This window comes from Luteimonas sp. WGS1318 (genome assembly GCF_043187535.1).
GTDB lineage: Bacteria > Pseudomonadota > Gammaproteobacteria > Xanthomonadales > Xanthomonadaceae > Luteimonas.
Genome location: NZ_CP171131.1, coordinates 1,259,906 through 1,285,014 on the forward strand (window position 1 = coordinate 1,259,906; position 25,109 = coordinate 1,285,014).

General features: G+C 69.4%; 24 protein-coding genes and 1 tRNA gene. 24 read left to right on the plus strand and 1 reads right to left on the minus strand.

What is annotated here, in order from left to right; all coding sequences use genetic code 11:
- Positions 1 to 11: 11 nt before the first annotated feature.
- From ACF3M1_RS05740 to ACF3M1_RS05750, 3 genes are read left to right on the plus strand one after another with little or no spacing between them, the layout of a single operon-like run.
- Positions 12 to 1,826: a FimV family protein gene (locus ACF3M1_RS05740; RefSeq protein WP_394004645.1), complete on the plus strand. Its 1,815-nt coding sequence runs from the start codon at positions 12 to 14 to the stop codon at positions 1,824 to 1,826.
- A 10-nt stretch (positions 1,827 to 1,836) separates the two neighbouring features.
- Positions 1,837 to 2,625 (plus strand): tRNA pseudouridine(38-40) synthase TruA, encoded by a 789-nt coding sequence (truA, locus tag ACF3M1_RS05745; protein ID WP_394004646.1) that lies wholly within the window; start codon positions 1,837 to 1,839, stop codon positions 2,623 to 2,625.
- Complete coding sequence (locus tag ACF3M1_RS05750; protein ID WP_394004647.1) at positions 2,622 to 3,257, plus strand: phosphoribosylanthranilate isomerase; 636 nt, start codon at positions 2,622 to 2,624, stop codon at positions 3,255 to 3,257. The genes truA and ACF3M1_RS05750 overlap by 4 nt, the downstream gene beginning before the upstream one ends.
- Positions 3,258 to 3,595: 338 nt before the next feature.
- On the opposite strand, the gene ACF3M1_RS05755 is transcribed toward ACF3M1_RS05750, so the two are convergent.
- Positions 3,596 to 4,483, minus strand: coding sequence for a LysR family transcriptional regulator (locus ACF3M1_RS05755; RefSeq protein ID WP_394004648.1), 888 nt, complete (start codon positions 4,481 to 4,483; stop codon positions 3,596 to 3,598).
- Between the two features lie 109 nt (positions 4,484 to 4,592).
- On the opposite strand from ACF3M1_RS05755, the gene trpB reads away from it, so the two are divergent.
- The 21 genes from trpB (at position 4,593) to nuoI (ending at position 25,107) form a co-directional block, all read left to right on the plus strand.
- Positions 4,593 to 5,810, plus strand: a complete 1,218-nt coding sequence (gene trpB, locus ACF3M1_RS05760; protein WP_394004649.1) for a tryptophan synthase subunit beta — start codon at positions 4,593 to 4,595, stop codon at positions 5,808 to 5,810.
- Positions 5,811 to 5,881: 71 nt separating this feature from the next.
- Entirely contained in the window at positions 5,882 to 6,688 is an 807-nt protein-coding gene (gene trpA / locus ACF3M1_RS05765; RefSeq protein ID WP_394004650.1) for a tryptophan synthase subunit alpha, read from the plus strand.
- 94 nt (positions 6,689 to 6,782) lie between these two features.
- On the plus strand, positions 6,783 to 7,661 hold the full coding sequence (gene accD / locus ACF3M1_RS05770) for an acetyl-CoA carboxylase, carboxyltransferase subunit beta (RefSeq protein WP_394004651.1): 879 nt from the start codon (positions 6,783 to 6,785) through the stop codon (positions 7,659 to 7,661).
- Entirely contained in the window at positions 7,658 to 9,007 is a 1,350-nt protein-coding gene (gene glmM / locus ACF3M1_RS05775) for a phosphoglucosamine mutase (protein ID WP_394004652.1), read from the plus strand. Before accD ends, glmM begins: the two co-directional genes overlap by 4 nt.
- 16 nt (positions 9,008 to 9,023) lie before the next feature.
- Entirely contained in the window at positions 9,024 to 9,962 is a 939-nt protein-coding gene (locus ACF3M1_RS05780) for an isopenicillin N synthase family dioxygenase (RefSeq protein WP_394004653.1), read from the plus strand.
- A 275-nt stretch (positions 9,963 to 10,237) separates the two neighbouring features.
- A complete protein-coding gene (locus ACF3M1_RS05785; RefSeq protein WP_394004654.1) occupies positions 10,238 to 10,933 on the plus strand; it encodes a methylamine utilization protein in 696 nt (231 codons plus the stop codon).
- Positions 10,923 to 13,301: a putative bifunctional diguanylate cyclase/phosphodiesterase gene (locus tag ACF3M1_RS05790; protein ID WP_394004655.1), complete on the plus strand. Its 2,379-nt coding sequence runs from the start codon at positions 10,923 to 10,925 to the stop codon at positions 13,299 to 13,301. Before ACF3M1_RS05785 ends, ACF3M1_RS05790 begins: the two co-directional genes overlap by 11 nt.
- Complete coding sequence (locus tag ACF3M1_RS05795; RefSeq protein WP_394004656.1) at positions 13,298 to 14,164, plus strand: DUF3034 family protein; 867 nt, start codon at positions 13,298 to 13,300, stop codon at positions 14,162 to 14,164. Before ACF3M1_RS05790 ends, ACF3M1_RS05795 begins: the two co-directional genes overlap by 4 nt.
- Positions 14,164 to 14,625, plus strand: coding sequence for a group 1 truncated hemoglobin (locus ACF3M1_RS05800; RefSeq protein ID WP_394004657.1), 462 nt, complete (start codon positions 14,164 to 14,166; stop codon positions 14,623 to 14,625). The genes ACF3M1_RS05795 and ACF3M1_RS05800 overlap by 1 nt, the downstream gene beginning before the upstream one ends.
- Positions 14,626 to 14,683: 58 nt before the next feature.
- Positions 14,684 to 15,433: a triose-phosphate isomerase gene (gene tpiA, locus ACF3M1_RS05805; protein WP_394004658.1), complete on the plus strand. Its 750-nt coding sequence runs from the start codon at positions 14,684 to 14,686 to the stop codon at positions 15,431 to 15,433.
- A gap of 58 nt (positions 15,434 to 15,491) precedes the next feature.
- Positions 15,492 to 15,935, plus strand: coding sequence for a preprotein translocase subunit SecG (secG, locus tag ACF3M1_RS05810; protein WP_394004659.1), 444 nt, complete (start codon positions 15,492 to 15,494; stop codon positions 15,933 to 15,935).
- Between the two features lie 63 nt (positions 15,936 to 15,998).
- A tRNA-Leu gene (locus ACF3M1_RS05815) sits at positions 15,999 to 16,083 on the plus strand.
- 330 nt (positions 16,084 to 16,413) lie between these two features.
- Complete coding sequence (locus ACF3M1_RS05820; protein ID WP_272761141.1) at positions 16,414 to 16,770, plus strand: NADH-quinone oxidoreductase subunit A; 357 nt, start codon at positions 16,414 to 16,416, stop codon at positions 16,768 to 16,770.
- Positions 16,761 to 17,339, plus strand: coding sequence for a NuoB/complex I 20 kDa subunit family protein (locus tag ACF3M1_RS05825; RefSeq protein WP_394004660.1), 579 nt, complete (start codon positions 16,761 to 16,763; stop codon positions 17,337 to 17,339). The genes ACF3M1_RS05820 and ACF3M1_RS05825 overlap by 10 nt, the downstream gene beginning before the upstream one ends.
- Positions 17,332 to 18,090, plus strand: coding sequence for an NADH-quinone oxidoreductase subunit C (locus tag ACF3M1_RS05830; RefSeq protein ID WP_394004661.1), 759 nt, complete (start codon positions 17,332 to 17,334; stop codon positions 18,088 to 18,090). Before ACF3M1_RS05825 ends, ACF3M1_RS05830 begins: the two co-directional genes overlap by 8 nt.
- A gap of 20 nt (positions 18,091 to 18,110) precedes the next feature.
- Positions 18,111 to 19,403 carry an NADH-quinone oxidoreductase subunit D gene (locus ACF3M1_RS05835; RefSeq protein ID WP_394005193.1) on the plus strand — a complete coding sequence of 431 codons (1,293 nt, stop codon included), beginning with the start codon at positions 18,111 to 18,113 and terminating at the stop codon, positions 19,401 to 19,403.
- Positions 19,400 to 19,927: an NADH-quinone oxidoreductase subunit NuoE gene (nuoE, locus tag ACF3M1_RS05840; protein ID WP_394004662.1), complete on the plus strand. Its 528-nt coding sequence runs from the start codon at positions 19,400 to 19,402 to the stop codon at positions 19,925 to 19,927. Before ACF3M1_RS05835 ends, nuoE begins: the two co-directional genes overlap by 4 nt.
- 14 nt (positions 19,928 to 19,941) lie before the next feature.
- Entirely contained in the window at positions 19,942 to 21,309 is a 1,368-nt protein-coding gene (gene nuoF, locus ACF3M1_RS05845; RefSeq protein ID WP_394004663.1) for an NADH-quinone oxidoreductase subunit NuoF, read from the plus strand.
- The gene (gene nuoG / locus ACF3M1_RS05850; RefSeq protein WP_394004664.1) at positions 21,306 to 23,537 is read left to right on the plus strand and encodes an NADH-quinone oxidoreductase subunit NuoG; all 2,232 of its coding nucleotides are present in this window, start codon (positions 21,306 to 21,308) and stop codon (positions 23,535 to 23,537) included. The genes nuoF and nuoG overlap by 4 nt, the downstream gene beginning before the upstream one ends.
- Positions 23,534 to 24,622 (plus strand): NADH-quinone oxidoreductase subunit NuoH, encoded by a 1,089-nt coding sequence (gene nuoH / locus ACF3M1_RS05855; protein ID WP_394004665.1) that lies wholly within the window; start codon positions 23,534 to 23,536, stop codon positions 24,620 to 24,622. The genes nuoG and nuoH overlap by 4 nt, the downstream gene beginning before the upstream one ends.
- Entirely contained in the window at positions 24,619 to 25,107 is a 489-nt protein-coding gene (nuoI, locus tag ACF3M1_RS05860) for an NADH-quinone oxidoreductase subunit NuoI (RefSeq protein ID WP_394004666.1), read from the plus strand. The genes nuoH and nuoI overlap by 4 nt, the downstream gene beginning before the upstream one ends.
- The last annotated feature ends 2 nt before the right edge of the window (positions 25,108 to 25,109 follow it).

Genomic DNA, 25,109 nt, shown 5'->3' on the forward strand with positions numbered 1-25,109 from the left:
ACAGTCGCCGGATGATCAGGGGAACCACCATCGTGCGTATCGTGCAGCGCCTGCTGCTGGCCGGGCTGTTGCTGGCCGTCGCCAGCCCCGTGCTCGCGTTGGGGCTCGGGCGCATCGAGGTGCGTTCGCAGCAGGGCCAGCCGTTGCTGGCCGAGATTCCGATCGTCTCCAGCGACCCGGCCGAGCTGCGTGAGCTGCAGGCGCGTCTGGCCTCGCCCGAGACGTTCGCGCGGATCGGCCTGGAGCCGCCGCAGGGGTTGGTGTCGGATCTGCAGTTCAGTGTCGCGCTGGACCCGCGCGGACGTCCGGTCATCCGGGTCACCAGCGCTTCGCCGGTGACCCAGGAGTCGCTGACGTTCCTGGTCGAGGTCGACTGGGGGCAGGGGCGGCTGGTGCGCGAGTATTCGGCGCTGGTCGCCGTGCCCGATACCCTGGCCGCGCCGGCACAGCCGTCGATCGAGGCGCCGGTGGTCGCGCCGCCGACGAGCATCGTCCGCACGCCGACGGCCGCGCCGACGCCGGTCGCGGAGTCCGCGCGCGAGGCGGCCGCGCCCTCCGAGGCCGTCGCCACGCAGGCGCCCGCCGCGCCAGCGGCCCGTCCGGCGGCACAGGCGCCGATGGCGGCAGGCGAGCTTCCGCCGGTCCAGGCCGGGCAGACCCTGTCGGCGATCGCCGCGCCGCTGGCCGCCGAGGCGGGCATCACCGTCAACCAGGCGATGGTGCTGCTGCTGCGGACCAATCCGGAGGCCTTCATAGGTGGCAACCTCAACCTGGTGCGCCAGGGCGCGGTGCTGCGGATGCCGGCGCAGGACCAGTGGACCGAATTCAGCACGGCCGAGGCCAATGCCGTCGTGCGCGAGCAGGTGGGCCAGTGGCGGGAGATGCGCCGGCCCGCGCCGCAGCCGGAGGGTGTCACCGCCGATGCGGTCGCGAGCGAGCGGCCTGCAGCGGCCGCGTCGCCGGCCGGCGGTGCCCAGGCCCGGCTCGAGATCACGCCGCCGTCGGGCGACGCCCAGCGTGCGGGCACGCAATCCGGTATCGATGCCGGGGGTGGAGGGGACATGCTGCGTCAGGAACTGCAACAGGCCAACGAATCGATCGCCGCGCGCACTGCGGAGGTCGAGGAGCTCAAGGCGCGACTGGCCGATCTGGAACAGCTGCAGGCGCAACAGCAGCAGCTGATCGCGCTCAAGGACGCCGAACTCGCGGCCGCGCAGCAACGCATGGAGGTCAGCAACCAGCAGCAGGCCACCGCTGCGGCCTCGATCCCCTGGCTGTGGCTCGGTGTGGGCCTGCTGATCGTCGCGGCGCTCGCGTTCGTCCTCGGGCGTCGTGCGCGTGCGCCGGTCGCCGTGCCTGCGCGCCGGCTCGACAGCGCCGCGCTCGCCGCCGGCATGCCGGGCGGCGCGACGTCGTCCGGTTCGGCGCCGGCGCCCGCGTTCGTGGCCACGCCGGCCGCGGCCCACACCTCACCGGCCGACACGCCGGTGCCGGCAGCGGCATCCGCCAAGCCCACGTGGCACGCCGGTCACGGCAGCACGCCCCAGGTCGCACCGCGTCCGGTGACGGCCGAGCCGCTGGCAGCGCCCGAGCCTGAGCCTGAGCGGGATTTCGTCAATGACGAGGCCGCGGCCGTCGCTGCGTCGACGCCCGCATCGGCGGATCCCGCCGACCTGCCGGTCGGCGTCGAGCGCCTGGAGCTGGCGCGTGCCTATCTCGAGCTCGGCGACACCGACACCGCCCGCACGCTGCTGCAGGAAGTCGTCGATGGCGACGACGCCGGCGCGGCGACGGACGCGGCGCGGCTGCTGCGCACGCTGGACTGATCGATCGGCGATGCGGATCGCGCTGGGCGTCGAATACGACGGCAATGGCTTCCTCGGCTGGCAGCGCCTCAGCAAGGCCGGCGCGGGCGGGCAGGAATCGGTGCAGGCGGCGCTGGAGACCGCGCTGTCACGGATCGCCGCCCACCCGGTCGTGACGATCTGCTCGGGGCGCACCGACGCCGGTGTGCATGCGCGCTGCCAGGTGGTGCACTTCGACACACATGCCGAGCGCGCGCCGCGGGCGTGGATGCTGGGTGCGACCACGCTGATGCCGCCGCAGGTCAGTGTGCGCTGGTGCCAGCCCGTGCCCGACGCGTTCAACGCACGGTTCGCCGCGCGCGCGCGTCAGTACCGCTACCGCATCCTCAACCGCGCGGTGCGTCCGGCGCTGCATCGGCAGTACTTGTCCTGGGAGCTGCGCCCGCTGGATGCCGACGCGATGCACCGCGCGGCGCAGGCGCTGCTCGGCGAGCATGATTTTTCCGCGTTCCGCACCGTGCACTGCCAGGCCCCGCATGCGCGCCGCGACCTGCATCGGATCTCGGTGCAGCGGATCGACGACGAAGTGGTGGTCGAGGTCCAGGCGAACGCGTTCCTGCATCACATGGTGCGCAACATCGTCGGCTCGCTGCTGGAGATCGGCGCCGGTGCGCAGCCCGAACACTGGATGGGCGAGCTGCTCGCCGGTCGCGACCGCAGCCGCGCCGGCCCGACCGCCCCGGCGGCCGGCCTCGTCTTTCTCGGGCCGCTGTATCCGCCCGAGTGGGCGCTGCCGGCCGAAGTGACGTTCGCCCCATGAGCGCGCTGTCGCCCCCCCGCATCAAGTTCTGCGGCCTGACCCGGCGCGAGGACATCGCGTCCGCGGTCGCGCTCGGCGTCGACTGCATCGGCTTCGTGTTCGCGGCGCGCAGCCCGCGCCGGCTGGACATCGAGGCCGCGCGCGCGCTGCGCGACGTGGTGCCCGCGTCGGTGCAGCTGATCGCGCTGATGATGGACGACCCTGCACCGGTGGTCGCCGAGGTGGTCGCGGCGATCGCGCCCGACGTGCTGCAGTTCCACGGCGACGAGGCCGACGCGTTCTGCGCGGGCTTCGGCCTGCCGTACTGGAAAGCGATCGCGATGGGCGGCGACCCGGCCTCCGCGCTCGCCTCGTTGCAGGCCTATCCGGGCGCATCGGCGTTCCTGTTCGACGGTCATGCCGCCGGCGAACCGGGCGGCGGCGGGCAGACCTTCGACTGGCAGGCCTTGCCGCGCGCGCTCGATCGGCCGTTCTGGCTCGCGGGCGGCCTCGACGCCGGCAACGTCGCGCAGGCCATCGCGGCGGCGCGTCCGGACGGCGTCGATGTCTCCAGCGGCGTCGAGCGCGCACCCGGCATCAAGGATCCCGCGCGGATGCGCGCGTTCGTCGACGCGGTGCGCGGCCCGCGATAGCGCGCCGATGCATCTGGGGCGGCGCCCGGGCGATTCTGCCTAGGCGCGCTGGCGAGTCGGGTTTCCCGGGCAAGCCCTGTTCGCGCGCGAGCGCGCTCCTACGGGTCGTGGATGGCGCGTCCCGGTCAAAGGCGACCTGTTCGACTGCGAAGCGGCGTGTTGGCCTCTACTCATCCCACGTAGGAGCGCGCTTGCGCGCGATGGCGCTTTTCGAGCGAACGTCCGGTCCGCGCGCGAGCGCGCGCCTGCACGGTGCGGATGACACGGCTGACGCAGCGCAGTCGCAGGCGGGAGCGGGCGATGGCGGCGACCGCATCCCGACACCGCACGCCCGCCTTTCAGGCCAACTGCGACTGCAGCCACGCCGCCAGCGGATCGAAACGCGCATCCGCTGCGTCCTGCCGTGTGGCCAGTACCCAGTGCGCATCGGTCTCGACGAAGCCCCAGGGCGCCAGCAGGCGGCCGGCCGCGACGTCGTCGGCGACGAGTTCCTGCGGTGCGATCGCGACGCCGAGCCCGGCGGTCGCCGCTTCCAGCAGGAAGTACAGATGCTCGAATCCGGTCGCCAGCTGCGGCGTGACGCCCGCGGCCCCGGCGCGCGCCGCCCAGCTCGGCCAGGCCTGCGGGCGCGAAGCCGTGTGCAACAGCGGCTCGGCCAGCAGCGCGGTCGGCGACAGCGCGGCGATGCGGGCGGCATCGGGCAGGCGTGGGCTGAGCACCGGGCCGATACGCTCGACCGCCAGCCGGTGCACCTGCCACGCGGCCGGCCACGGCCCGCTGCCGATCAGCAGTGCCGCGTCGAGGCCGGGCAGGGACGGCGCGAATGCACCCTCGTGCGGCGACAGGTGCAGGGTCAACGCAGGCAATGCGGTGGCCAGCTGCGGCAGCCGCGGAATCATCCAGCGCGCCAGCAGGCTCCCCGGGCAGCCCAGCACCAGCGCGCTGCCGCCGTCGGTGCGCTGGATGGTGGTGATCGCGCTGCGCAGTTGATCGAACGCGTCGCCGGCGGCGTCACGCAGACGCGCCCCCGCGGCGGTCAGGCGCAGGCCGCGGCCCGCGCGCTCGAACAGCGCCGTGCCGATCGCCGTTTCCAGCAGCCGCACCTGACGGCTGACGGCGCCATGGGTGACGTGCAGTTCGTCGGCAGCGCGGCTGAGACTGCCCAGCCGGGCCGCGGCTTCGAAGGCGCGGATTGCATTCAGCGGCGGCAGGCCGGCGGCGGACATATGTGAGTTTTCCTGACGAATCAGGCAGATCTTATCGCTTATCGCCGGATCAACCTGTGCGCTAGAGTGCAGATCTCCCCGCACCTGCGACGGTCTGCCGTCGACCGCCATGTCCGCACTGCCGATCTCCGATTACCACGCCTATCCCGATGCCAGCGGCCACTTCGGCCGATACGGTGGACGCTTCGTCGCCGATACGCTGATGGAGCCGATCGCCGAACTCGCGGCGGCCTACGACACCGCCAAGGCGGATCCCGCGTTCCAGCAGGCCTTCGACAAGGATCTCGCGCACTACGTCGGCCGGCCGAGCCCGATCTACCACGCCGAGCGGCTCAGTGATGCCGTCGGCGGCGCGCGCATCCTGCTCAAGCGCGAGGACCTGAACCACACCGGCGCGCACAAGATCAACAACACCGTCGGCCAGGCGCTGCTCGCCAGCCGCATGGGCAAGACCCGGATCATCGCCGAGACCGGCGCCGGCCAGCACGGCGTGGCCAGCGCCACGGTCGCCGCGCGGCTGGGTCTGGAGTGCGTGGTCTACATGGGTGCGACCGACATCGAGCGGCAGAAGATCAACGTCTACCGCATGCGCCTGCTCGGCGCGGAGGTGGTGCCGGTGACCTCGGGTTCGGCGACGCTCAAGGACGCGCTCAACGAGGCGATGCGCGACTGGGTGTCGAACGTGCGCGACACGTTCTACATCATCGGCACCGTGGCCGGCCCCGACCCGTATCCGCGCATGGTCCGCGATTTCAATGCGATCGTCGGCCGCGAGGCACGCGCGCAGATGCTGGCCGAATACGGCCGCCTGCCGGACGCGATCACCGCCTGCGTCGGCGGCGGCAGCAACGCGATCGGCCTGTTCCATGCCTTCCTCAACGATCCGGACGTGCGCATCGTCGGCGCCGAGGCGGCGGGCGACGGGGTCGACACCGGTCGCCATGCCGCGTCGATCGTCGCGGGCCGCCCGGGCGTGCTGCACGGCAACCGCACCTACGTGATCTGCGACGACGACGGCCAGATCACCGAAACGCATTCGGTTTCCGCCGGCCTCGATTACCCGGGCGTCGGACCCGAGCATTCTTTCCTTGCCGACGCCGGCCGCGCGCAGTACGTCGGCATCACCGACGACGAAGCCCTGGCCGCGTTCCACCAGCTCGCGAAGACCGAAGGCATCCTCGCCGCGCTCGAATCGAGCCACGCGATCGCGCAGGCGATCAAGCTCGCGCGCGAGCTGCCGAAGGACGCGATCGTGCTCGCCAACCTGTCCGGCCGCGGCGACAAGGACGTGCACACGATCGCGCAGCGGGAAGGGTTCGTGCTGTGAGTGTCTCCGCCGATATCGAAGATGGGTCGTCGCACGCGTCGGCCGTCCCCACTGCATCGCAACCGACGCCCATGAACCGCATCGACACCCGCTTCGCCGCACTCCGCGCTGCCGGCCGCAAGGCCCTGATCCCGTTCTTCACCGCCGGCGATCCATCGCTGGAAGCGACGGTGCCGGTGATGCATGCGCTGGTCACGGCCGGCGCCGATGTCATCGAGCTCGGCGTGCCGTTCTCCGACCCGATGGCCGATGGCCCGACGATCCAGCGCAGTTCCGAGCGCGCGCTGGGGCGGGGTGCGGGCATGACCTACGTGCTCGATGCCGTGCGCACATTCCGCGCCCAGGACGACACCACACCCGTCGTGTTGATGGGCTATCTCAATCCGATCGACATCCGCGGCGCGGACGCGTTCGCACGGCAGGCGGCTGCGGCCGGGGTCGACGGCGTGCTGCTGGTCGACCTGCCGCCGGAGGAGGCCGACGAGTTCCGGGTGGCGTTCGACGCCGCCGGCATCGCGCTGGTGCTGCTGGCCTCGCCGACGACCACCGACGCACGCATCGAAGCCTTGTGCGCCGGCGCCCAGGGCTATCTGTACTACGTCAGCTTCGCCGGCGTGACCGGCGCTGCCGAGCGGCTCGACACCGCCCAGGCCTCGTCCCGCCTGCGCACGATCCGCGCCGCCAGCCGGGCACCGGTCGTCGCCGGTTTCGGCATCCGCGATGCCGCGAGTGCCGCGGCGATGGCGGTCGATGCCGACGGGGTGGTGGTGGGCAGCGCCCTGGTCGACGCCCTCGACGGTGCGGCCACCGCCGATGCCGCCGCAGCGCGTGCGCAGGCCTTCCTGGCGCCGCTGCGGGCGGCCCTCGACGCCGGCTGACTGCGGGTCCGCGGGCACGCCGGGCGGCCCCCGGCGGTCGGTTACACTTCCGCGCTTCACGGCCCCGTACCGGCCGTCGGGAGAAGACACGCCCATGTCCTGGTTGCAGAAGATCATGCCGCCGCGCATCCGCACCGATGCCGCCGCGGTCAAGAAGCGCAGCGTCCCCGAGGGGCTGTGGGAGAAGTGCGAGCGCTGCAGCACCGTCCTCTACGGGCCGGAGCTGGAGGAGAACCTCGAGGTCTGCCCGAAGTGCGCCTTCCACCGGCCGATCCGCGCGCGCGCGCGGCTGAAGACGTTCCTGGACGCCGGTTCGGGCCGCGAGATCGCCGGCGAGCTCGGTCCGACCGACGTGCTGAAGTTCAAGGACCAGAAGAAGTATTCCGAGCGCATCAAGGCGGCGCAGCGCGCCACCGGCGAGCGCGATGCCCTGGTCGTCATGGAAGGCCTGCTGCACGCGCGCCCGATCGTCGCCTCGGCCTTCGATTTCGCCTACATGGGCGGCTCGATGGGCTCGGTGGTCGGCGAGCGTTTCACTCGCGGCGCGGAGCGCGCGCTGGAGATCGGCAGCCCGTTCGTGAACTTCTCCGCCAGCGGCGGCGCGCGCATGCAGGAAAGCCTGTTCTCGCTGATGCAGATGGCCAAGACCTCGGCCGCGCTCGGCCGCCTGCGCGCGGCGGGCCTGCCCTACATCTCGGTGATGACCCATCCCACGACCGGCGGCGTCTCGGCCTCGTTCGCGATGCTCGGCGACATCAACATGGCCGAGCCCGAGGCGCTGATCGGCTTCGCCGGTCCGCGCGTGATCGAACAGACCGTGCGTGAAACGCTGCCCGAGGGCTTCCAGCGCAGCGAATTCCTGCTCGAGCACGGCGCGATCGACCAGATCTGCGACCGCCGTGAGCTGCGCGACCGCATCGCGCGCCTGGTGGCGATGATGATGCGCCAGCCGATGGTGGACACGGCCGCATGAGCCGTCGTTATTTCGGCACCGACGGCATCCGTGGGCGGGTCGGCGAGGGCGCGATCTCGGCCGACTTCGTGCTGCGCTTGGGCAATGCCTACGGCCACTCGCTGCGTGGCCGAGGCAGCGACTGGCGGCGCCCGCAGGTGCTGATCGGCAAGGACACGCGCATCTCGAACTACATGTTCGAGGCGGCGCTGGAAGCCGGTCTGGTCGCGGCCGGTGTCGACGTGCAGCTGATGGGCCCGATGCCGACGCCTGCCGTCGCGCATCTGACGCGCTCGCTCGGCGCCGATGGCGGCATCGTCATCTCCGCCTCGCACAATCCGCACCACGACAACGGCATCAAGTTCTTCAGCGCGCAGGGCGAGAAGCTCGACGACGCGACCGAACTCGCGATCGAGGCCGCACTGGATCAGCCGTTCCGCACCGTGGCCTCCGAGAAGCTCGGCAAGGCCGTGCGCACCCGTGACGCGGTGGGCCGCTACGTCGAGGCCTGCAAGGCCTCGGTGCCGCGCGGCTTCGATCTCGACGGCATGCGCATCGTCGTCGACTGCGCGAACGGCGCGACCTACCAGGTCGGCCCGATCGTGCTGCGCGAACTCGGCGCCCAGGTCGAGGTGATCGGCGCCGAGCCCAACGGCGTCAACATCAACGACGGCGTGGGCTCCACCCATCCCGAGCACCTGAGCGAGCGCGTCAGCCGCAGCGGCGCGAACCTCGGTATCGCCTTCGACGGCGACGGCGACCGCGTGCTGTTCGTCGATGCCGACGGCGTGGTGCGCGACGGCGACGATCTGCTGTACGTGCTGGCCAGCGACTGGCAGCGCGAGGGCCGCCTGCGCGGGCCGGTGGTGGGCACGCTGATGAGCAATTTCGGCCTGGAGCGCGCCTTCGGCGAGGCCGGCATCGGCTTCATGCGCGCCAAGGTCGGCGACCGTTACGTGCACCAGGCGCTGCTCGAACACGACGGCATCCTCGGCGGCGAGACGTCCGGCCACCTGCTGTGCCTGGACCGGGCAACCACCGGCGACGGCATCATCAGCGCGCTGCAGGTGCTCGAGGTGCTGCGCCGTCGCGGCGTGTCGCTGCAGGAGGCGCTGCACGGCTTCGGCAAGGTGCCGCAGAAGACCATCAACGTGCGTTACACGGGCGACGCGAAGCCGGCCGACGCGCCCGCAGTGCAGGCCGCGCTGGCGCAGGCGCAGACCGCAGTGCAGGGGCGGGGACGTGCGTTCCTGCGGCCTTCGGGCACCGAGCCCGTGGTCCGCGTCACGGTCGAGGCCGACGACGCGGCGCTGATGCAATCGACCCTCGACCAGCTGGCCGACGCCGTGCGCGCGGCTGCGGCCTGATTCCCAGGACTTTCCCATGACCGCCCGTATCCCGACCCTCGACATCCGCCGCTTCGACACTGACCGCGAGGCCTTCGTCGCCGAACTCGGCGCCGCCTACCGCGAATGGGGTTTCGCCGGCATCAACGGCCACGGCATCGCGCAGTCGCAGATCGATGGCGCCTACGACGTGTTCAAGGCCTTCTTCGCGCTGCCCGAAGACGTCAAGAAGCAGTACCACGTGCCGGGTGGCGGTGGCGCGCGCGGCTACACCGCGTTCGGCGTTGAAACCGCGAAAGGCGCCCAGCATTTCGACCTCAAGGAGTTCTGGCACATCGGTCGCGAGATTCCGGACGACTCCACGTACCGCGAGGTGATGCCGCCGAACCTGTGGCCGACCGAGGTGCCGGGGTTCCGTGAGCACGGGTACGGCCTGTACCAGACGCTCGATGCGCTGGGCTCGAAGGTGCTGTCCGCGCTGGCGCTGCACATCGGCCTGCCCGAGGACTACTTCGTCGACAAGACCGACTTCGGCAACTCGATCCTGCGCCCGATCCACTACCCGCCGATCACCGCCGACGACATTCCGAACGAGCGCGCCGGCGCGCACGAGGACATCAACCTGATCACGTTGCTGGTCGGCGCGTCGGCGGCGGGTCTGGAAGTCAAATCCAAGCAGGGCGAGTGGGTGCCCTTCACCTCGGATGCCGACACCATCGTCGTCAACATCGGCGACATGCTGCAGCGCCTGACCAATCACGTGTATCCGTCGACCACGCACCGCGTGACCAATCCGCCGGGCGAGCAGGCGCGCAAGCCGCGCTATTCGGTGCCGTTCTTCCTGCACCCGAATCCGGACTTCGTCATCGACGTGCTGCCGTCGACGGTCACGGCCGACAATCCGAGCCGCTATCCCGACGCGATCACCGCGCAGGGCTATCTCGAGGAGCGGCTGCGCGAGATCAAGCTGAAATAAGGCCGGCTGCCCGGATCCGGGCCTGGCACCTTCGATGAAACGGCGCCTGCAGGGCGCCGTTTCCGTATCCGGGCGGCGGTGCCACCCGCCGAGCCGGTCGCACGTGCGGCCCGGCTTCGGCGACACCCGGTTTCAAGCGCCGGATGGCCCGCCCGCGCGATCGCGTTCAGTTCCCTCGGAGTCGGGCGGCGTCGATCCGATGCCGCTGGCGCGGCGTCATGGGTTCTGGTGCAATGCGCGGGCCGCTTGCGTGCGGTGATCGAGGGGTGTCGGCAATGATCGCGTGGAACGGACTGCGTCTCCTGGCGGGGCAATGGGGTCTGTGTGCGCTTGCGATCTGTGCAATGGACGGTGCAGTGGCGGCCACACTGACGGTCTCGGTGGATGGCGACGGCGCACGTCTCGCGGGCGCCGTGGTGAGCCTGCATTCGCCGTCCGCGCGTGCAGCCGTCCGTCCGATGGCGGGCGAGATCGACCAGCGCCAGGCCGAATTCGTGCCGCACGTGCTGCCGGTGACCACCGGCAGCCGGGTGCTGTTTCCCAACAGCGACAACTTCCGCCACCAGGTCTATTCGTTCTCGCCGGCGCAGCGCTTCGAGCTGCCGCTCTACAGCGGTCGCCAGGCCCAGCCGGTCGTGTTCGAAACGCCGGGTGTGGTCGAGCTGGGTTGCAACATCCACGACTGGATGCTCGGCTACGTCGTCGTGCTCGACACGCCGTACTTCGCCACCACCGACGCGGCCGGCGCGGCGCGCCTGAAGGCGCCTGCGGGCGAATACACGCTGCAGGTCTGGCACGAACGCCTCGACGCCGGCCCCGGTGCGCCGGTGACGCGCCGCGTGCAGGTGGGCGCCGGCCAGGTGGAGCGGGTCACGCTGGATCTCGAAGCCGCGCGCACGGCGCCGCAACCCGCCGACGCGCGCCTGCGCCAATTGCAGGAGCGGTTCCGGAGCCTCAAGCGTGGGGGATGACGCGCTGCTGCCGAGACGTGGTCTCGGCTTCCGCGGGCGCATCGTCCTGGGCTTCGTGCTGCTGCTGATCGGCACCCAGATTGCGACGCTGGGGATCGTGGGCGTCGCCGCCGAGCGCGCGGTACGCACGCAGTTGGGTGACCAGCTCAGGGTCAGCGAACGTGTGTGGGCGCAGTTGGCGGACGCCAGTGCCGAGCGCCTTCAGGAATCGGTCTCGGTGCTGGCCAACGATTTCGCGTTCCGGGCGGCGGTCGCCACCCGTGACCAGCCGACGGCCGAGGTCGCCCTGCTCAATCAGGGCATGCGGATCGATGCCGACGTGGCCCTGCTGCTGGCGCCGGACGGTGCGGTGCAGGTGGCGATCGGGCCCGAAGACGATGCCGACACCGCGCGTGCGATGGCACCGCTGCTCGCGCAGGCCGAGGCGGACGGTCGGGCGACCGGTGTCGCGCTTCTGGACGCGCGGCCGTTCCTGATGGCGGTGGTGCCGGTGATGGCGCCGCGTCGTGTGGCCTGGGCGGCCGTCGGCCTGCATTACGGCGAGGCCCTGGCGCGACGCTACCGCGGAATCGTCGGCATGGAGGTGGTCTTCGTCGAGGACGATGGCGACCACGTTCGCGTACTGGCTTCGACCCTGCCCGACCCCCAGACCGCGGCCCTGCGCCTCAGCCGCGACGCCGGCCGCGCGGCCGATGGCGACGATGTCGATCTCGCGCTCGACGGCCGCCGCTACGCCTCCCACACCTTCAGCGCCGCGCAGGCCTCGGGCCAGCGGGTGCGGGTGATGCTGCTGGCCGATCTCGACGAGGCGCTGGCGCCTTATCGCCAGCTGCGCGACCAGATCCTGTGGCTGGCCGGTCTCGCCGCGCTCGTCGCGGCCGCGCTCGCGGTGCTGGTGGGGCAGGGGATCGCGCGCCCGGTGCAGCGCCTGGCCGATGCCGCGCGGCGCATCGGCGCGGGCGACTATGCGGACCCGCTGCCGGTGCGCGGCCGCGACGAACTCGCCGATCTCGCCGGCGCATTCAATGCGATGCAGCGCGAGATCGGACAGCGCGAGGCGCGCATCCGTTTCCAGGCCACGCACGACGAACTCACCGGCCTTCCGAACCGTGGCCATGCGCTCGGCGTGCTGGCGCGCACGATCGAGGGCGCCCGCCAGCAGGGCCGCAACTGCGCGGTCCTGATCCTGGATCTCGACCGCTTCAAGGAGATCAACGATTCGCTGGGCCACGCCTACGGTGATGCTGTGCTGACCGGCGTCGCCGAACGTCTGCGCGCGGCGGTACGGGGCGAGGATCTGCTCGCGCGGCTGGGCGGCGACGAATTCCTGGTGCTGCTCGACGACGCGGATGCCGATGCGGCCTGCGAGCGCGCGCACCAGCTCGCCCTGGTGCTGGAATCGCCGTTCCTGCTGGCCGACACCCAGGTCAGGCTGGAGGCCAGCATCGGCGTCGCGGTCTATCCGGAGCATGCCGACGACGCGGCGACGCTGCTGCGGCGCGCCGACATCGCGATGTACGAAGCCAAGCAGCAACACCGGCGCGTGCTGGTCTATCGCGCCGGCGACGACGAGCACCATCTGCGCCAGGTCAGCCTGATGGGCCTGCTGCGCCATGCGCTCGAACTGCGCCAGTTCCGTCTGGTGTTCCAGCCCAAGGTCGAACTCGCCAGTCGCCGCGTGGTGCATGTCGAAGCGCTGCTGCGCTGGACGACGCCCGAATACGGCAACGTGACGCCCGACGAGTTCATCCCGTTGGCCGAGCGCTCCGGGATGATCCGCGCGATCACCCACCACGTCGTCGACGAGGCCCTGCGCCAGGCGGCGCCGTGGATCGCCGACGGCTTGATCGAAGGCGTCGCGGTCAACCTGTCGCCGATGGATCTCGTCGACGGCGAGTTGCCGGACTACGTGGCCCGGCGCCTGCAGGCACACGGCGTGCCGTCGTCCAGCCTGGTGCTGGAAGTGACCGAGCACACCGTGATGCGCGACGTCGAGGCGGCGCGCGCGACGATGCACCGCCTGCGCGGGCAGGGCGTGCGGCTGTCGATCGACGACTTCGGCACCGGGCATTCCTCGCTCGCGCAGCTGCGCAGCCTGGCGGTGGACGAGATCAAGATCGACAAGAGCTTCGTCTCCGACCTGGGCAACGGCAGCGACGACGCGGTGATCGTGCGATCGGCGATCGAGATCGGCCACAACATGGGCCTGAAGGTCATCGCCGAGGGCGTCGAAGGGCCGGAGAGTCTGGCGATCCTCGAAGCGCTCCATTGCGACATGGTGCAGGGTTACCTGTTCTCGCGACCGCTGCCGGGCGATGCCTTCGTCGCCTGGTGCACGCAGTTCCAGCGCGAGCAGGCGGGCGCATGACGCGGCCTCTGCACGCGTGGGCACTCGCGGCGCTGGCGTGCCTGCCGACGCTGGCCTGCCATGCGGGAGATGGACGGCTGCTTGCCACCGGTGGCGCCAGCCAGATCGAGGGCGCCGCAGGCGGCGGGCTCGTGCCCTGGGCGGTACTCGCCGGGTATGGCACCGACGACCAGCATGGCGGTACCGCCTTCGTGACCGGGGTGCGGACCGCCGATTACGGGCTCGACGTGATCGGCGCGGCCTGGAGCTGGGACAACCGCCTCGAACTGTCGATCGCGCGGCAGACGTTCTCGCTCGACACGCTGCGCGACACCCTGTCGCTGCCGACCGCGCGCTTCCGCCAGGACGTGCTCGGCGCGAAGCTGCGGCTGCGCGGCGATCTGGTCTACGGGCGCGGCCCGCAGATCGCACTCGGCGTGCAGGCCAAGCGGCAGCTGGATTTCGCGGTGCCGTCGCTGGTCGGTGCGCGCGAGGACACCGGCGTCGATGTCTACGTCAGCGCGTCCCGTCTGCTGCTGGCCGCTGCCGGGGGGCGCAATCTTCTGCTGAGCGGCACCGTGCGCGCGACGCGCGCCAACCAGACCGGCCTGCTCGGGTTCGGCGGTGACCGGCGCTCCGGCTACAGCGTCGTCGCCGAAGGCAGTGCCGCCATCCTGCTGGATCCACGCTGGGCGGTCGGCATCGAATACCGGCAGAAGCCCGACAATCTCGGTTTCGCCCGCGAGGACGACTGGCGCGACGTATTCGTGGCCTGGTTCCCGAACAAGCGCGTCGCGGTCGTCGGTGCGTGGGTGGATCTCGGTGACATCGCCACGTTGCAGCGCCAGCGCGGCGCGTACCTGTCCGTGCAGGCGAGTTTCTAATGGCAGCCGTCGCGCGCATCCGGGGCGTACTGGCCGCCTGCGTGCTGGCCCTCGGCGTCTCCGCCTGCGTGACGCGTCCGGCATCGCCCGCGCCCGTGCAGGTCGACGATTCGGTCTACATCGCACTCGGCGGGCAGGCCGGCATCGAGGGCATCGTCGACGATCTGCTCGACGTGGTCGTCGAGGACGAGCGCATCAATTTCCAGTTCGCACTGGCCAACGTCGTGCGCCTGCGCGGCATGCTTATCGCGCAGTTCTGCTCCGTCTCCGGCGGCCCGTGCCGCTACGACGGGCTGTCGATGGAGGAGGCGCACGCGGGTCGCGGCATCACCACGGCGCAGTTCAACGCGCTGGTCGAGAACCTGATCCTGGTGATGGAACGGCGCGGCGTGCCGGTCGCGGCGCAGAACCGGCTGCTGCGCCAGCTGGCGCCGATGCACGGGGACGTGGTCGGTCCCTGAACCGGGCCGGCGGGCGCATCGGCTATCCTCTTGCGCCTCTCGTCACAAGGAGTCGCCCATGCGTCGCAGGATCGTCGCCGGCAACTGGAAGCTGCAGGGCAGCCGCACGTTCGCCACAGAACTCGTCGAAGGCATCGCCGCGGGCCTGCCGGGTGGGGTGGAGGCGATCGTGCTCCCGCCGTTTCCGTATCTCCCGCTGCTGACGCAGTCGCATGGCGGACGCGGTGTGGCCTTCGGCGCGCAGGACGTCAGCGCGCATGCCAAGGGCGCCTACACCGGCGAAGTGGCCGCTTCGATGCTCGTCGACGTCGGCGCCGCCTACACGCTGGTCGGCCATTCCGAGCGCCGCCAGTACCACGGCGAGGACGACGCGCTGGTCGCACGGAAGTTCGTCGCCGCCCGCGCCGCGGGTCTGGTGCCGATCCTGTGTGTGGGCGAGACCCGTGAGCAGCGTGAGGGCGGGCGCACCGAAGCCGTGATCGCCGCCCAGGTCGAGGCGGTGCTGGCCGAGGCTGGCGTCGCCGCGTTCGACGGCGCGATCGTCGCCTACGAGCCGGTCTGGGCGATCGGCACCGGCCTGACGGCCAGTCCCGAGCAGGCCCAGGCGGTCCATGCCTTCCTGCGTGGCGTGGTCGCGAAGCAGGATGCTAGAATTGCCGATTCGTTGCCGCTGCTGTATGGCGGCAGCTGCAAGCCCGACAACGCCGCCGCGATCTTCGCGCAGCCCGACGTCGACGGCGGATTGATCGGCGGCGCCTCGCTGGCGGCCGACGACTTCCTCGCCATCGCCGCCGCGGCCGTCCGCTGACCGCCACCGCGCAGCGGGCATCCCACGCCGTCCCGATACCACCCCGAGCGCCCACGCAATGCTGCTGACCGTCTTCAACATCCTGTTCGTCATCATCGCCATCGCGATGATCGCGTTGATCCTGATGCAGCGCGGCGCCGGTGCGCAGGCCGGCTCCGGCTTCGGCGGCGGCGCGTCCGCCACCGTCTTCGGTGCGCGCGGCTCTTCGAACTTCCTGTCCAAGGCCACCAAGTGGCTGGCGATCACGTTCTTCGCGATCACCCTGTTCATGGCCTGGTATGCGGTCCATCGCGCCAATCCGAACGCGATGGACATGGATCTGGGCGTCATGGGCAGCGCCACGCCCGCAGCGCCGGCGACCGCGCCGGGCGACCGTCCCGTGCCGCCGGCTCCGGCGGCCGGCACCGTTCCGCAGGCGCCCGCGGCCGACGCGGCCGTGCCTGCCGCGCCAACGGTCGAGCCGGCAACGGAATCGCCGCAAGAGACTCCCCAGACGAATTGATTCCGTCTACAATGCGCGGCTCCCGGATGCGCGGATGCGCAGGCGGGACGGGTTTCGAGATTTGCCCAGGTGGCGGAATTGGTAGACGCACTACCTTGAGGTGGTAGCGGCTTAGGTCGTGGGGGTTCGAGTCCCCCCTTGGGCACCATCGGAAACGCGAACGGCGGCAACGCCGGTCCGGACGAAGCACCCCGCGCAAGCGGGGTTTTTCGTATCCGGGGATCCGAATGCGGCGGCGTCGCGTATCTGCTGTCAGTGCGGCATCGAGGCCTGTCGCGAAGCGTGATTCGCACGGGCCGCGGCGGGGAATCGTTTACTCCCCGGTTCTGTAAACGGTACAATTGCGCGGATCGGGCGTTGTGCCGTTTTTGCGGCCAGACGCCCGATGTGCGTGAAGCGTTTGACCGCTTCGCTAGTGCGGCGCCCCCGGCGCCGAGCCAAGGCCGCTTCACGCGGCTGTAGCCGAGAGAACATCCGAGTGCTGGCCGAATATCTGCCGACCCTGCTGTTCCTGATCGTTGCCACGGGGATCGGCATTGCCTTGCTGGTCATTGGCAACCTGCTCGGGCCCAAGCGCCCGTCGCTGGAGAAGCTGTCGCCGTACGAATGCGGATTCGAAGCGTTCGAGGACGCGCGGATGCAGTTCGACGTGCGCTACTACCTGATCGCGATCCAGTTCATCGTCTTCGATCTGGAAATCATCTTCATCGTGCCCTGGGCCACCGTGTTCCGCGAACTCGGCGTGCTCGGTCTGATCGAGATGGGCATCTTCGCCGGCATGCTGCTGCTCGGCTTCGTCTACGTGTGGAAGAAGGGAGCGCTGGAATGGGAGTGAACCAGACCGTCGCGCGCCTGATGAACAACCCGCTGCCGGAAGGCCGCGTGGACGACATCCTGCGCCCGGAAGGCGAGAACCCGCTGCTCGAGCGCGGTTTCGTCACGACCAGTTCCGATGCGCTGCTCAACTGGGCGCGCACCGGCTCGATGTGGCCGATGACCTTCGGCCTGGCCTGCTGCGCGGTGGAGATGATGCACGCCGGCGCGGCGCGCCTCGATCTCGACCGCTACGGCGTGGTGTTCCGCCCGTCGCCGCGCCAGTCGGACGTGATGATCGTGGCCGGCACGCTGGTCAACAAGATGGCGCCGGCGTTGCGCCGGGTCTACGACCAGATGCCCGATCCGAAGTGGGTCATCTCGATGGGCAGCTGCGCCAATGGCGGCGGCTACTACCACTATTCGTATTCGGTGGTGCGCGGCTGCGACCGCATCGTGCCGGTCGACGTCTACGTGCCGGGTTGCCCGCCGACGGCAGAGGCGCTGATCTACGGCATCCTGCAGCTGCAGAAGAAGATCCGCCGCGGCACCAATTTCGGCGAGACCAAGACGGGCCTTCGCGATGCGTGAGTCCTCCACCGAATTCGCGGCGCGCCTGCGCAGCCGCTTCCCCGAAGCCGACGTCGGCGTCGCCCTGCCGCGTGGCGAGGTGACGGTCACCACTGCCGGCGACTGGCTCGAGACCTGCCGCGCGTTGCGTGACGAGTTCGGCTTCGAGTTGCTGGTCGATCTGTGCGGTGCCGACTACTTGAGCTACGGCAGCGACGAATGGGACACCGACGTCTCGTCCGAAGGCTTCAGCCGTGGTGTCGAAGGCCGTGGCCCCGGGCGTTTCAAGTTCGGCGAGACCGGCAGCCGCCAGGTCGCGCAGCCGCAGGGCGATGCCGCGATCCCGGTGCCGCAGCGGCGTTTCGCCGCCGTTGCGCAGTTGCTGTCCATCCAGCACAACCGCCGCGTGGCGGTGAAGTGCTTCGCGCCCAGCGACGATCTGCCGGTCGTGTCCTCGCTGACCGGCCTTTGGCCGGTCGCCAACTGGTTCGAGCGTGAAGCGTTCGACCTGTTCGGCGTGATCTTCGAAGGCCATCCGGACCTGCGCCGCATCCTGACCGACTACGGGTTCGTCGGCCATCCGTTCCGCAAGGATTTCCCGTTGATCGGCAATGTCGAAGTGCGTTACGACGCCGAGCGCAAGCGCGTCGTGTACGAGCCCGTGACCTCGGTCGAGCCGCGCGTCGGCGTGCCGCGCGTGATTCGCGACGACGCCCGCTACGCGACCGCGAGCGGTGAGCAGATGGCCCGCCGCGCGGAGGACCGCAAGTGAGCGCCGTTCCCACCACTTCGCTGCACACCGCCAACGCGACGCCGAGCGCCGAGGCGCTGAAGCAGGAAATCCGCAACTACACGTTCAACTTCGGCCCCCAGCATCCGTCCGCGCACGGCGTGCTGCGCCTGATCCTGGAAATGGACGGCGAGACCGTGATGCGCGCCGATCCGCATATCGGCCTGCTGCATCGCGGCACCGAGAAGCTGGCCGAGTCGAAGCCGTTCAACCAGTCGATCGGTTACATGGACCGCCTCGACTACGTGTCGATGATGTGCAACGAGCACGCCTACGTACGCGCGATCGAGACCCTGATGGGGATCGAAGCGCCCGAGCGTGCGCAGTGGATCCGCACGCTGTTCGACGAAGTCACGCGCATCCTCAACCACCTGATGTGGGTGGGTTCGAACGCGCTCGATCTCGGCGCGATGGCGGTGATGCTGTACGCGTTCCGCGAGCGCGAAGAGCTGATGGACGTCTACGAGGCGGTGTCGGGCGCGCGCATGCACGCGACCTATTACCGGCCCGGCGGCGTCTACCGCGACCTGCCGGCGCAGATGCCGCAGTACGCGGAATCGCGCTGGCGCAAGGGCGAGAAGCTCAAGCGCTTCAACAGGTGGCGCGGCGGCTCGATGCTCGATTACCTCGAGGCGTTCGCCAAGGATTTCCCGAGCCGCGTCGACGAATACGAGACCCTGCTCACCGACAACCGCATCTGGAAGCAGCGCACCGTCGGCATCGGCGTGATTCCGCCGGAACAGGCCAAGGCCTGGGGCATGACCGGTCCGATGCTGCGGGGCTCGGGCATCGAATGGGATCTGCGCAAGACCCAGCCCTACGCCAAGTACGCCGACGTCGATTTCGACATCGCGGTGGGCGTCAACGGCGACTGCTACGACCGCTACCTCGTGCGCGTGTTCGAGATGCGCGAGTCGGCGAAGATCATCCAGCAGTGCGTGAACTGGCTGCGGGCGAATCCCGGTCCGGTCATGCTCGACAACTACAAGGTGTCGCCGCCTTCGCGTGAGTCGATGAAGGACGACATGGAAGCGCTGATCCACCACTTCAAGCTGTTCACCGAGGGCTATTGCGTGCCTGCCGGCGAAACCTACAGCGCGGTGGAGGCCCCGAAGGGCGAGTTCGGCTGCTACATGATTTCCGACGGCGCCAACAAGCCGTTCCGCGTGCACCTGCGTGCACCCGGTTTCGCGCATCTTTCGTCGATGGACGAGATCACGCGCGGGCACATGCTGTCCGACGTGGTGGCGATGATCGGCACCTATGACATCGTGTTCGGAGAGGTCGACCGATGAAGGCGACTGGCAATTTCGAGAACGCCCGCAACGTCGACCCGATGGTCGCGCTGAACGGCGAAACGCGCGCGCACATCGACCACTGGCTGACCAAGTTTCCCGAAGACCGCAGGCGGTCCGCGGTGCTGCAGGGGCTGTTCGCGGCGCAGGAGCAGAACAACGGCTGGCTGACCGACGAGCTGATCGCCGCCGTCGCCAAGTACCTGGACCTGCCGCCGGTGTGGGCCTACGAGGTCGCGACGTTCTACTCGATGTTCGAAACCGAGCAGGTCGGCCGCAACAACGTCGCCTTCTGCACCAACATCAGCTGCTGGCTCAACGGCGCCGAGGATCTCGTCGCCCATGCCGAGAAGAAGCTGGGCTGCAAGCTGGGTGAATCCACCGCCGACGGTCGCGTCTTCCTCAAGCGTGAAGAAGAGTGCGTCGCCGCGTGCTGCGGCGCGCCGGTCGTGGTCATCAACGGTCATTACCACGAGAAGCTCACACCCGAGACGGTGGACGAGCTGATCGACGGTCTGAAGTAGGGCATCGCGCGGACATGGCACATCACCATCCCAAGTCGTCCGAAGGTTACGGCCCCGTCGGGCCTGCGCCGAAGGAACACCAGGCGGTCTACACCACGCTGCATTTCGACAAGCCGTGGTCGTACGAGAACTACCTCAAGACCGGTGGTTACAGCGCGCTGCGCAAGATTCTCGAAGAGAAGATTCCGCCGGCCGACGTCGTCGAGATGGTCAAGCAGTCGGGCCTTCGCGGTCGCGGCGGCGCGGGCTTCCCGACCGGCCTGAAGTGGAGCTTCATGCCCAAGGGCGAGATGCAGAAGTACATCCTCTGCAACTCCGACGAGTCCGAGCCGGGCACCGCCAAGGATCGCGACATCCTGCGCTACAACCCGCATGCGGTGATCGAGGGCATGGCGATCGCCTGCTACGCGACCGGCGCGGCGGTGGGCTACAACTACCTGCGCGGCGAGTTCCACCACGAGCCCTTCGAGCATCTGGAAGAAGCCACCGCCGAAGCCTATGCCAACGGCTGGCTGGGCAAGAACCTGCTCGGTTCGGGTGTCGACATCGACCTGTACAACGCGCTTGGCGCGGGCGCCTATATCTGCGGCGAAGAAACCGCGTTGATGGAATCGCTGGAAGGCAAGAAGGGCCAGCCGCGGTTCAAGCCGCCGTTCCCGGCCAACTTCGGCCTCTACGGCAAGCCGACGACGATCAACAACACCGAGACCTTCGCTTCGGTGCCGGCGATCGTGCGCAATGGCGCCGAGTGGTTCATGGGCCTGGGCAAGCCGAACAACGGCGGTTGCAAGATCTTCTCGGTCTCCGGCCACGTCGCCAAGCCGGGCAACCACGAGATCCGCCTGGGCACGCCGTTCTCCGAGCTGCTGGACCTGTGCGGCGGCATGCGCGAGGGCCGCACGATCAAGGGTGTGATCCCGGGTGGTTCCTCGATGCCGGTGCTGCCGGGCGAGACCATGATGGGCCTGACGATGGATTACGACGCGCTGCAGAAGGCCGGTTCCGGCCTCGGCTCGGGCGCGGTGATCGTCATGGACGACACCACCTGCATGGTGCGCGCCTGCCGACGCATCGCGCGCTTCTACTACAAGGAAAGCTGCGGCCAGTGCACGCCGTGCCGCGAAGGCACCGGCTGGATGTACCGCATGCTGTGCCGCATCGCCGATCACACCGCGACGGTCGAGGACCTGCAGATGCTGCGGGCCGCGGCCGGCCAGATCGAGGGACACACCATCTGCGCGTTCGGTGAAGCGGCCGCCTGGCCGGTGCAGGGTTTCCTGCGCCATTTCTGGGACGAATTCGAGTACGCGATTCTGAACAAGCGTTTCCTGGTCGACGACCAGCGCAACGGCACCGTGGTGCCTAAGGCAGTCGCCGCATGAGCGCGCAGCCCGTGAATCCGAACCTGCCGCCCGACCACGTCACCGTCTTCATCGACGGTGTCGAACTGGCCGCGCCCAAGGGCTCGATGATCATCCATGCCGCCGACAAGGCCGGCATTCCGATCCCGCGTTTCTGCTACCACGACAAGCTCGCCATCGCGGCCAACTGCCGCATGTGCCTGGTCGAAGTGGAGAAGATGCCCAAGCCCGCGCCGGCCTGCGCCACGCCGGTGATGGACGGCATGCAGGTCGTCACGCGCAGCGAGAAGGCACTGAAGTCGCAGCGCAACGTGATGGAGTTCCTGCTGATCAACCATCCGCTCGACTGCCCGATCTGCGATCAGGGCGGCGAGTGCGAGCTGCAGGATCTGTCGCTCGGTTACGGCCGTTCGGTCAGCCGCTTCGCCGAGCGCAAGCGCGTCGTCGCCGACGAGGATCTCGGTCCGCTGGTCGCGACCGAGATGACCCGCTGCATCCAGTGCACGCGCTGCGTGCGCTTCACCGCGGAAATCGCCGGCACCTACGAGCTCGGCGGCATGCAGCGCGGCGAGAACCTGCAGATCGGCACCTACGACGGCAAGCCGCTGACGACCGAACTCTCCGGCAACGTCATCGACGTGTGCCCGGTCGGCGCGCTGACCAACAAGGTGTTCCGCTTCCGCGCCCGCCCGTGGGAGCTGATCGCGCGTGAATCGCTCGGCGGCCACGATGCGCTGGGCAGCAACCTGTTCCTGCATCTGCGCCGCGGCGACGTGATGCGCGCGGTGCCGCGCGACAACGAGGCGGTCAACGAGTGCTGGCTGTCGGACCGCGACCGCTGGTCGCACCAGGGTCTGTCGGCCGACGACCGCGCGGTGCACCCGTTGGTCAAGGATGGCGGCGAATGGCGCGAAGCCTCGTGGGACGAGGCGCTGGCGCGCGCGGCGAAGATCCTGCGCGACAACCCCGCCGACGAACTCGGCGTGCTGGTGCATCCGGCGACCTCGAACGAGGAGGGCGCGCTGCTCGCGCGCCTGGCCGAGGCGCTGGGCACGGGCAATCTGGACCACCGCATCGCACAGCGCGATCTGTCGGACGGCGCGATCGCCGAACCGTTCGCGATGCCGGTCGCCGAGCTCGACAAGGCCGACGCCATTCTGATCGTCGGCTCGAACCTGCGCCACGAAGTGCCGCTGCTGCACCAGCGCGTGCGCCAGGCCTGGCGCCAGGGCGCGAAGGTCTACGTCGTCAACCCGGTCGATTTCGAATTCACCTTCGACCTCGCCGACAAGGCCATCGTGCCGCCGTCGCAGCTCGCCGCGACCCTCGGAGTGGACGCACTGGCCGACGCGCTGCGCGCCGGCAAGCATGCGGCGATCATCGTCGGTGCACAGGCCGAGACCAGCGCGCACGCGGCCGAGATCCGTGCGGCCGCCTCCAAGCTCGCCGCGGCGACCGGTGCGTCGCTGTGCCGGATCCCGCAGGGCGCCAATGCGCTCGGGCTGTCGCGCCTCGGCGTGTTGCCGACCTCGCTTGATGCCAACGCAATGCTGGCCGAACGCCGCAGCGCGTACGTGACCTACGGTATCGAGCCGGGTCTGGACTTCGCCGATCAGGCGAAGGCGATGCAGGCATTGGGCGCAGCGCAGGTCGTGGCCTTCAGCCACTTCGCCTGCCAGTCCACGCGCGCGGTCGCCGACGTGATCCTGCCGATCGGCGCGCTCGCCGAGATCGACGCTTCGTTGACCAATTTGGATGGCCGCGAACAGCGTGCGGTCGCGGCCGGTCGCCTGCCGGGCGATGCCCGTGCCGGCTGGCGCGTGCTGCGTGCGCTGGGCGGCGAACTGGCCGTTCCGGGCTTCGAGTTCACCGACCTCGTCGGCCTGCGGGCGGGTCTGCAGCCGAAGACGGTCGACGTGGCGCGTTCGACGGCGCCGGCGGTCGATGGCGATGGCCTCGAGCTGGCCGTGAGCCAGGCGATCTATCGCGTCGACGGCTTGACCCGTCGCGCCGCCGCCTTGCAGTCGCACCCGCTGACCCTCGGTCCGCGCGTGGTGCTGCATCCCGACGACGCGCGCGCGCACGGCGTGAGCGACGGCGCGATGGCGAAGGTGTCCAACGTGGTCGGCACCGCGACCCTGCAGATCGCCGTCGACGATCGCGTCGCGCCGGGTGCGGCATGGGTGGAATCGGGCTACGGGGCCACGGCGGCCCTGTCGGCCGGCAAGGTGAAGGTGGTGGCGGCATGAGTGTGACCAATACCGCGACGCTGCTCGGCGACGTCACCGCGCCGTTGCACGACTGGCTGATGTCGCTGGGCGTGATCGGCCTGATCCTGTGGATCGTGCTCAAGATCCTGGTGATCGCCGTCCCGGTGATCCTCGCGGTCGCGTTCTACGTCGTCTGGGAGCGCAAGCTGCTGGGCTGGATGCATCAGCGCCACGGGCCGATGTACGTCGGCATGGGCATCTTCCAGGCCTTCGCCGACGTCTTCAAACTGCTGTTCAAGGAAGTCATCCAGCCGACCAACGCGCAACGGGTGCTGTACATCCTGGCGCCGCTGATCACGCTGGCGCCTGCGTTCGCGGCCTGGGCCGTCGTGCCGTTCGACGCGCAGCTGGTGCTGTCGAACGCCAACGCCGGCCTGCTGTACCTGCTGGCGATGACCTCGCTCGGCATCTACGGCATCATCCTCGCCGGCTGGGCATCGAACTCGAAGTACGCGTTCCTCGGTGCGATGCGCGCCTCGGCGCAGATGATCAGCTACGAAATCGCAATGGGCTTCGCGCTCGTGGGTGTGATGGTCGCCGCCGGCAGCCTCAACCTCACCGAGATCGTGATGGCGCAGTCGGGTGGGAAGGGGCTGTTCGAGTGGTTCTGGCTGCCCCTGCTGCCGCTGTTCGTGATCTATTTCATCTCCGGTGTGGCCGAAACCAACCGCGCGCCGTTCGACGTCGTCGAAGGTGAGTCGGAAATCGTCGCCGGGCACATGGTCGAGTATTCGGGCTCGGCGTTCGCGCTGTTCTTCCTGGCCGAATACGCCAACATGATCCTGATCAGCTTCCTGGTCGCGATCTTCTTCCTCGGCGGCTGGCTGTCGCCGTTCCAGGGCTGGGGCATTCCGCTGCTCTCGGTCGACGGCTGGTGGTGGCTGTTCGCCAAGGTCTTCTTCTTCGCCAGCTGCTTCATCTGGTTCCGCGCGTCGTTCCCGCGCTACCGCTACGACCAGATCATGCGCCTGGGCTGGAAGGTCTTCATTCCGATCAGCATCTTCTGGATCGTGGTCACCGCACTGATGGCGTATTACGGGATTTTCGAGGCGGGGCAGTCATGACCAAGTTCGTTTCCTGGTTCAGAAGCCTGCTGCTGCTCGAGCTGCTCGGCGGTATGGCGCTGACCTTCAAGTACCTGTTCCGCGACAAGTACACGCTGATGTACCCGATGGAGAAGACGCCGCAGTCGCCGCGCTTCCGTGGCCTGCACGCGCTGCGCCGCTATCCCAACGGCGAAGAGCGCTGCATCGCGTGCAAGCTGTGCGAGGCCGTGTGCCCGGCGCTGGCGATCACCATCGATTCCGAGCAGCGCGAGGACGGCACCCGCCGCACCACGCGCTACGACATCGATCTGTTCAAGTGCATCTACTGTGGTTTCTGCGAGGAATCCTGCCCGGTGGACTCGATCGTCGAGACCCATCTGCACGAGTACCACTTCGAGAACCGCGGCGAGAACATCGTGACCAAGCCGCAGCTGCTGGCGATCGGCGACCGCCTCGAGAGCGAGATCGCAGACCGTCGCGCCGCCGACTCCGCGTACAGGTAAGT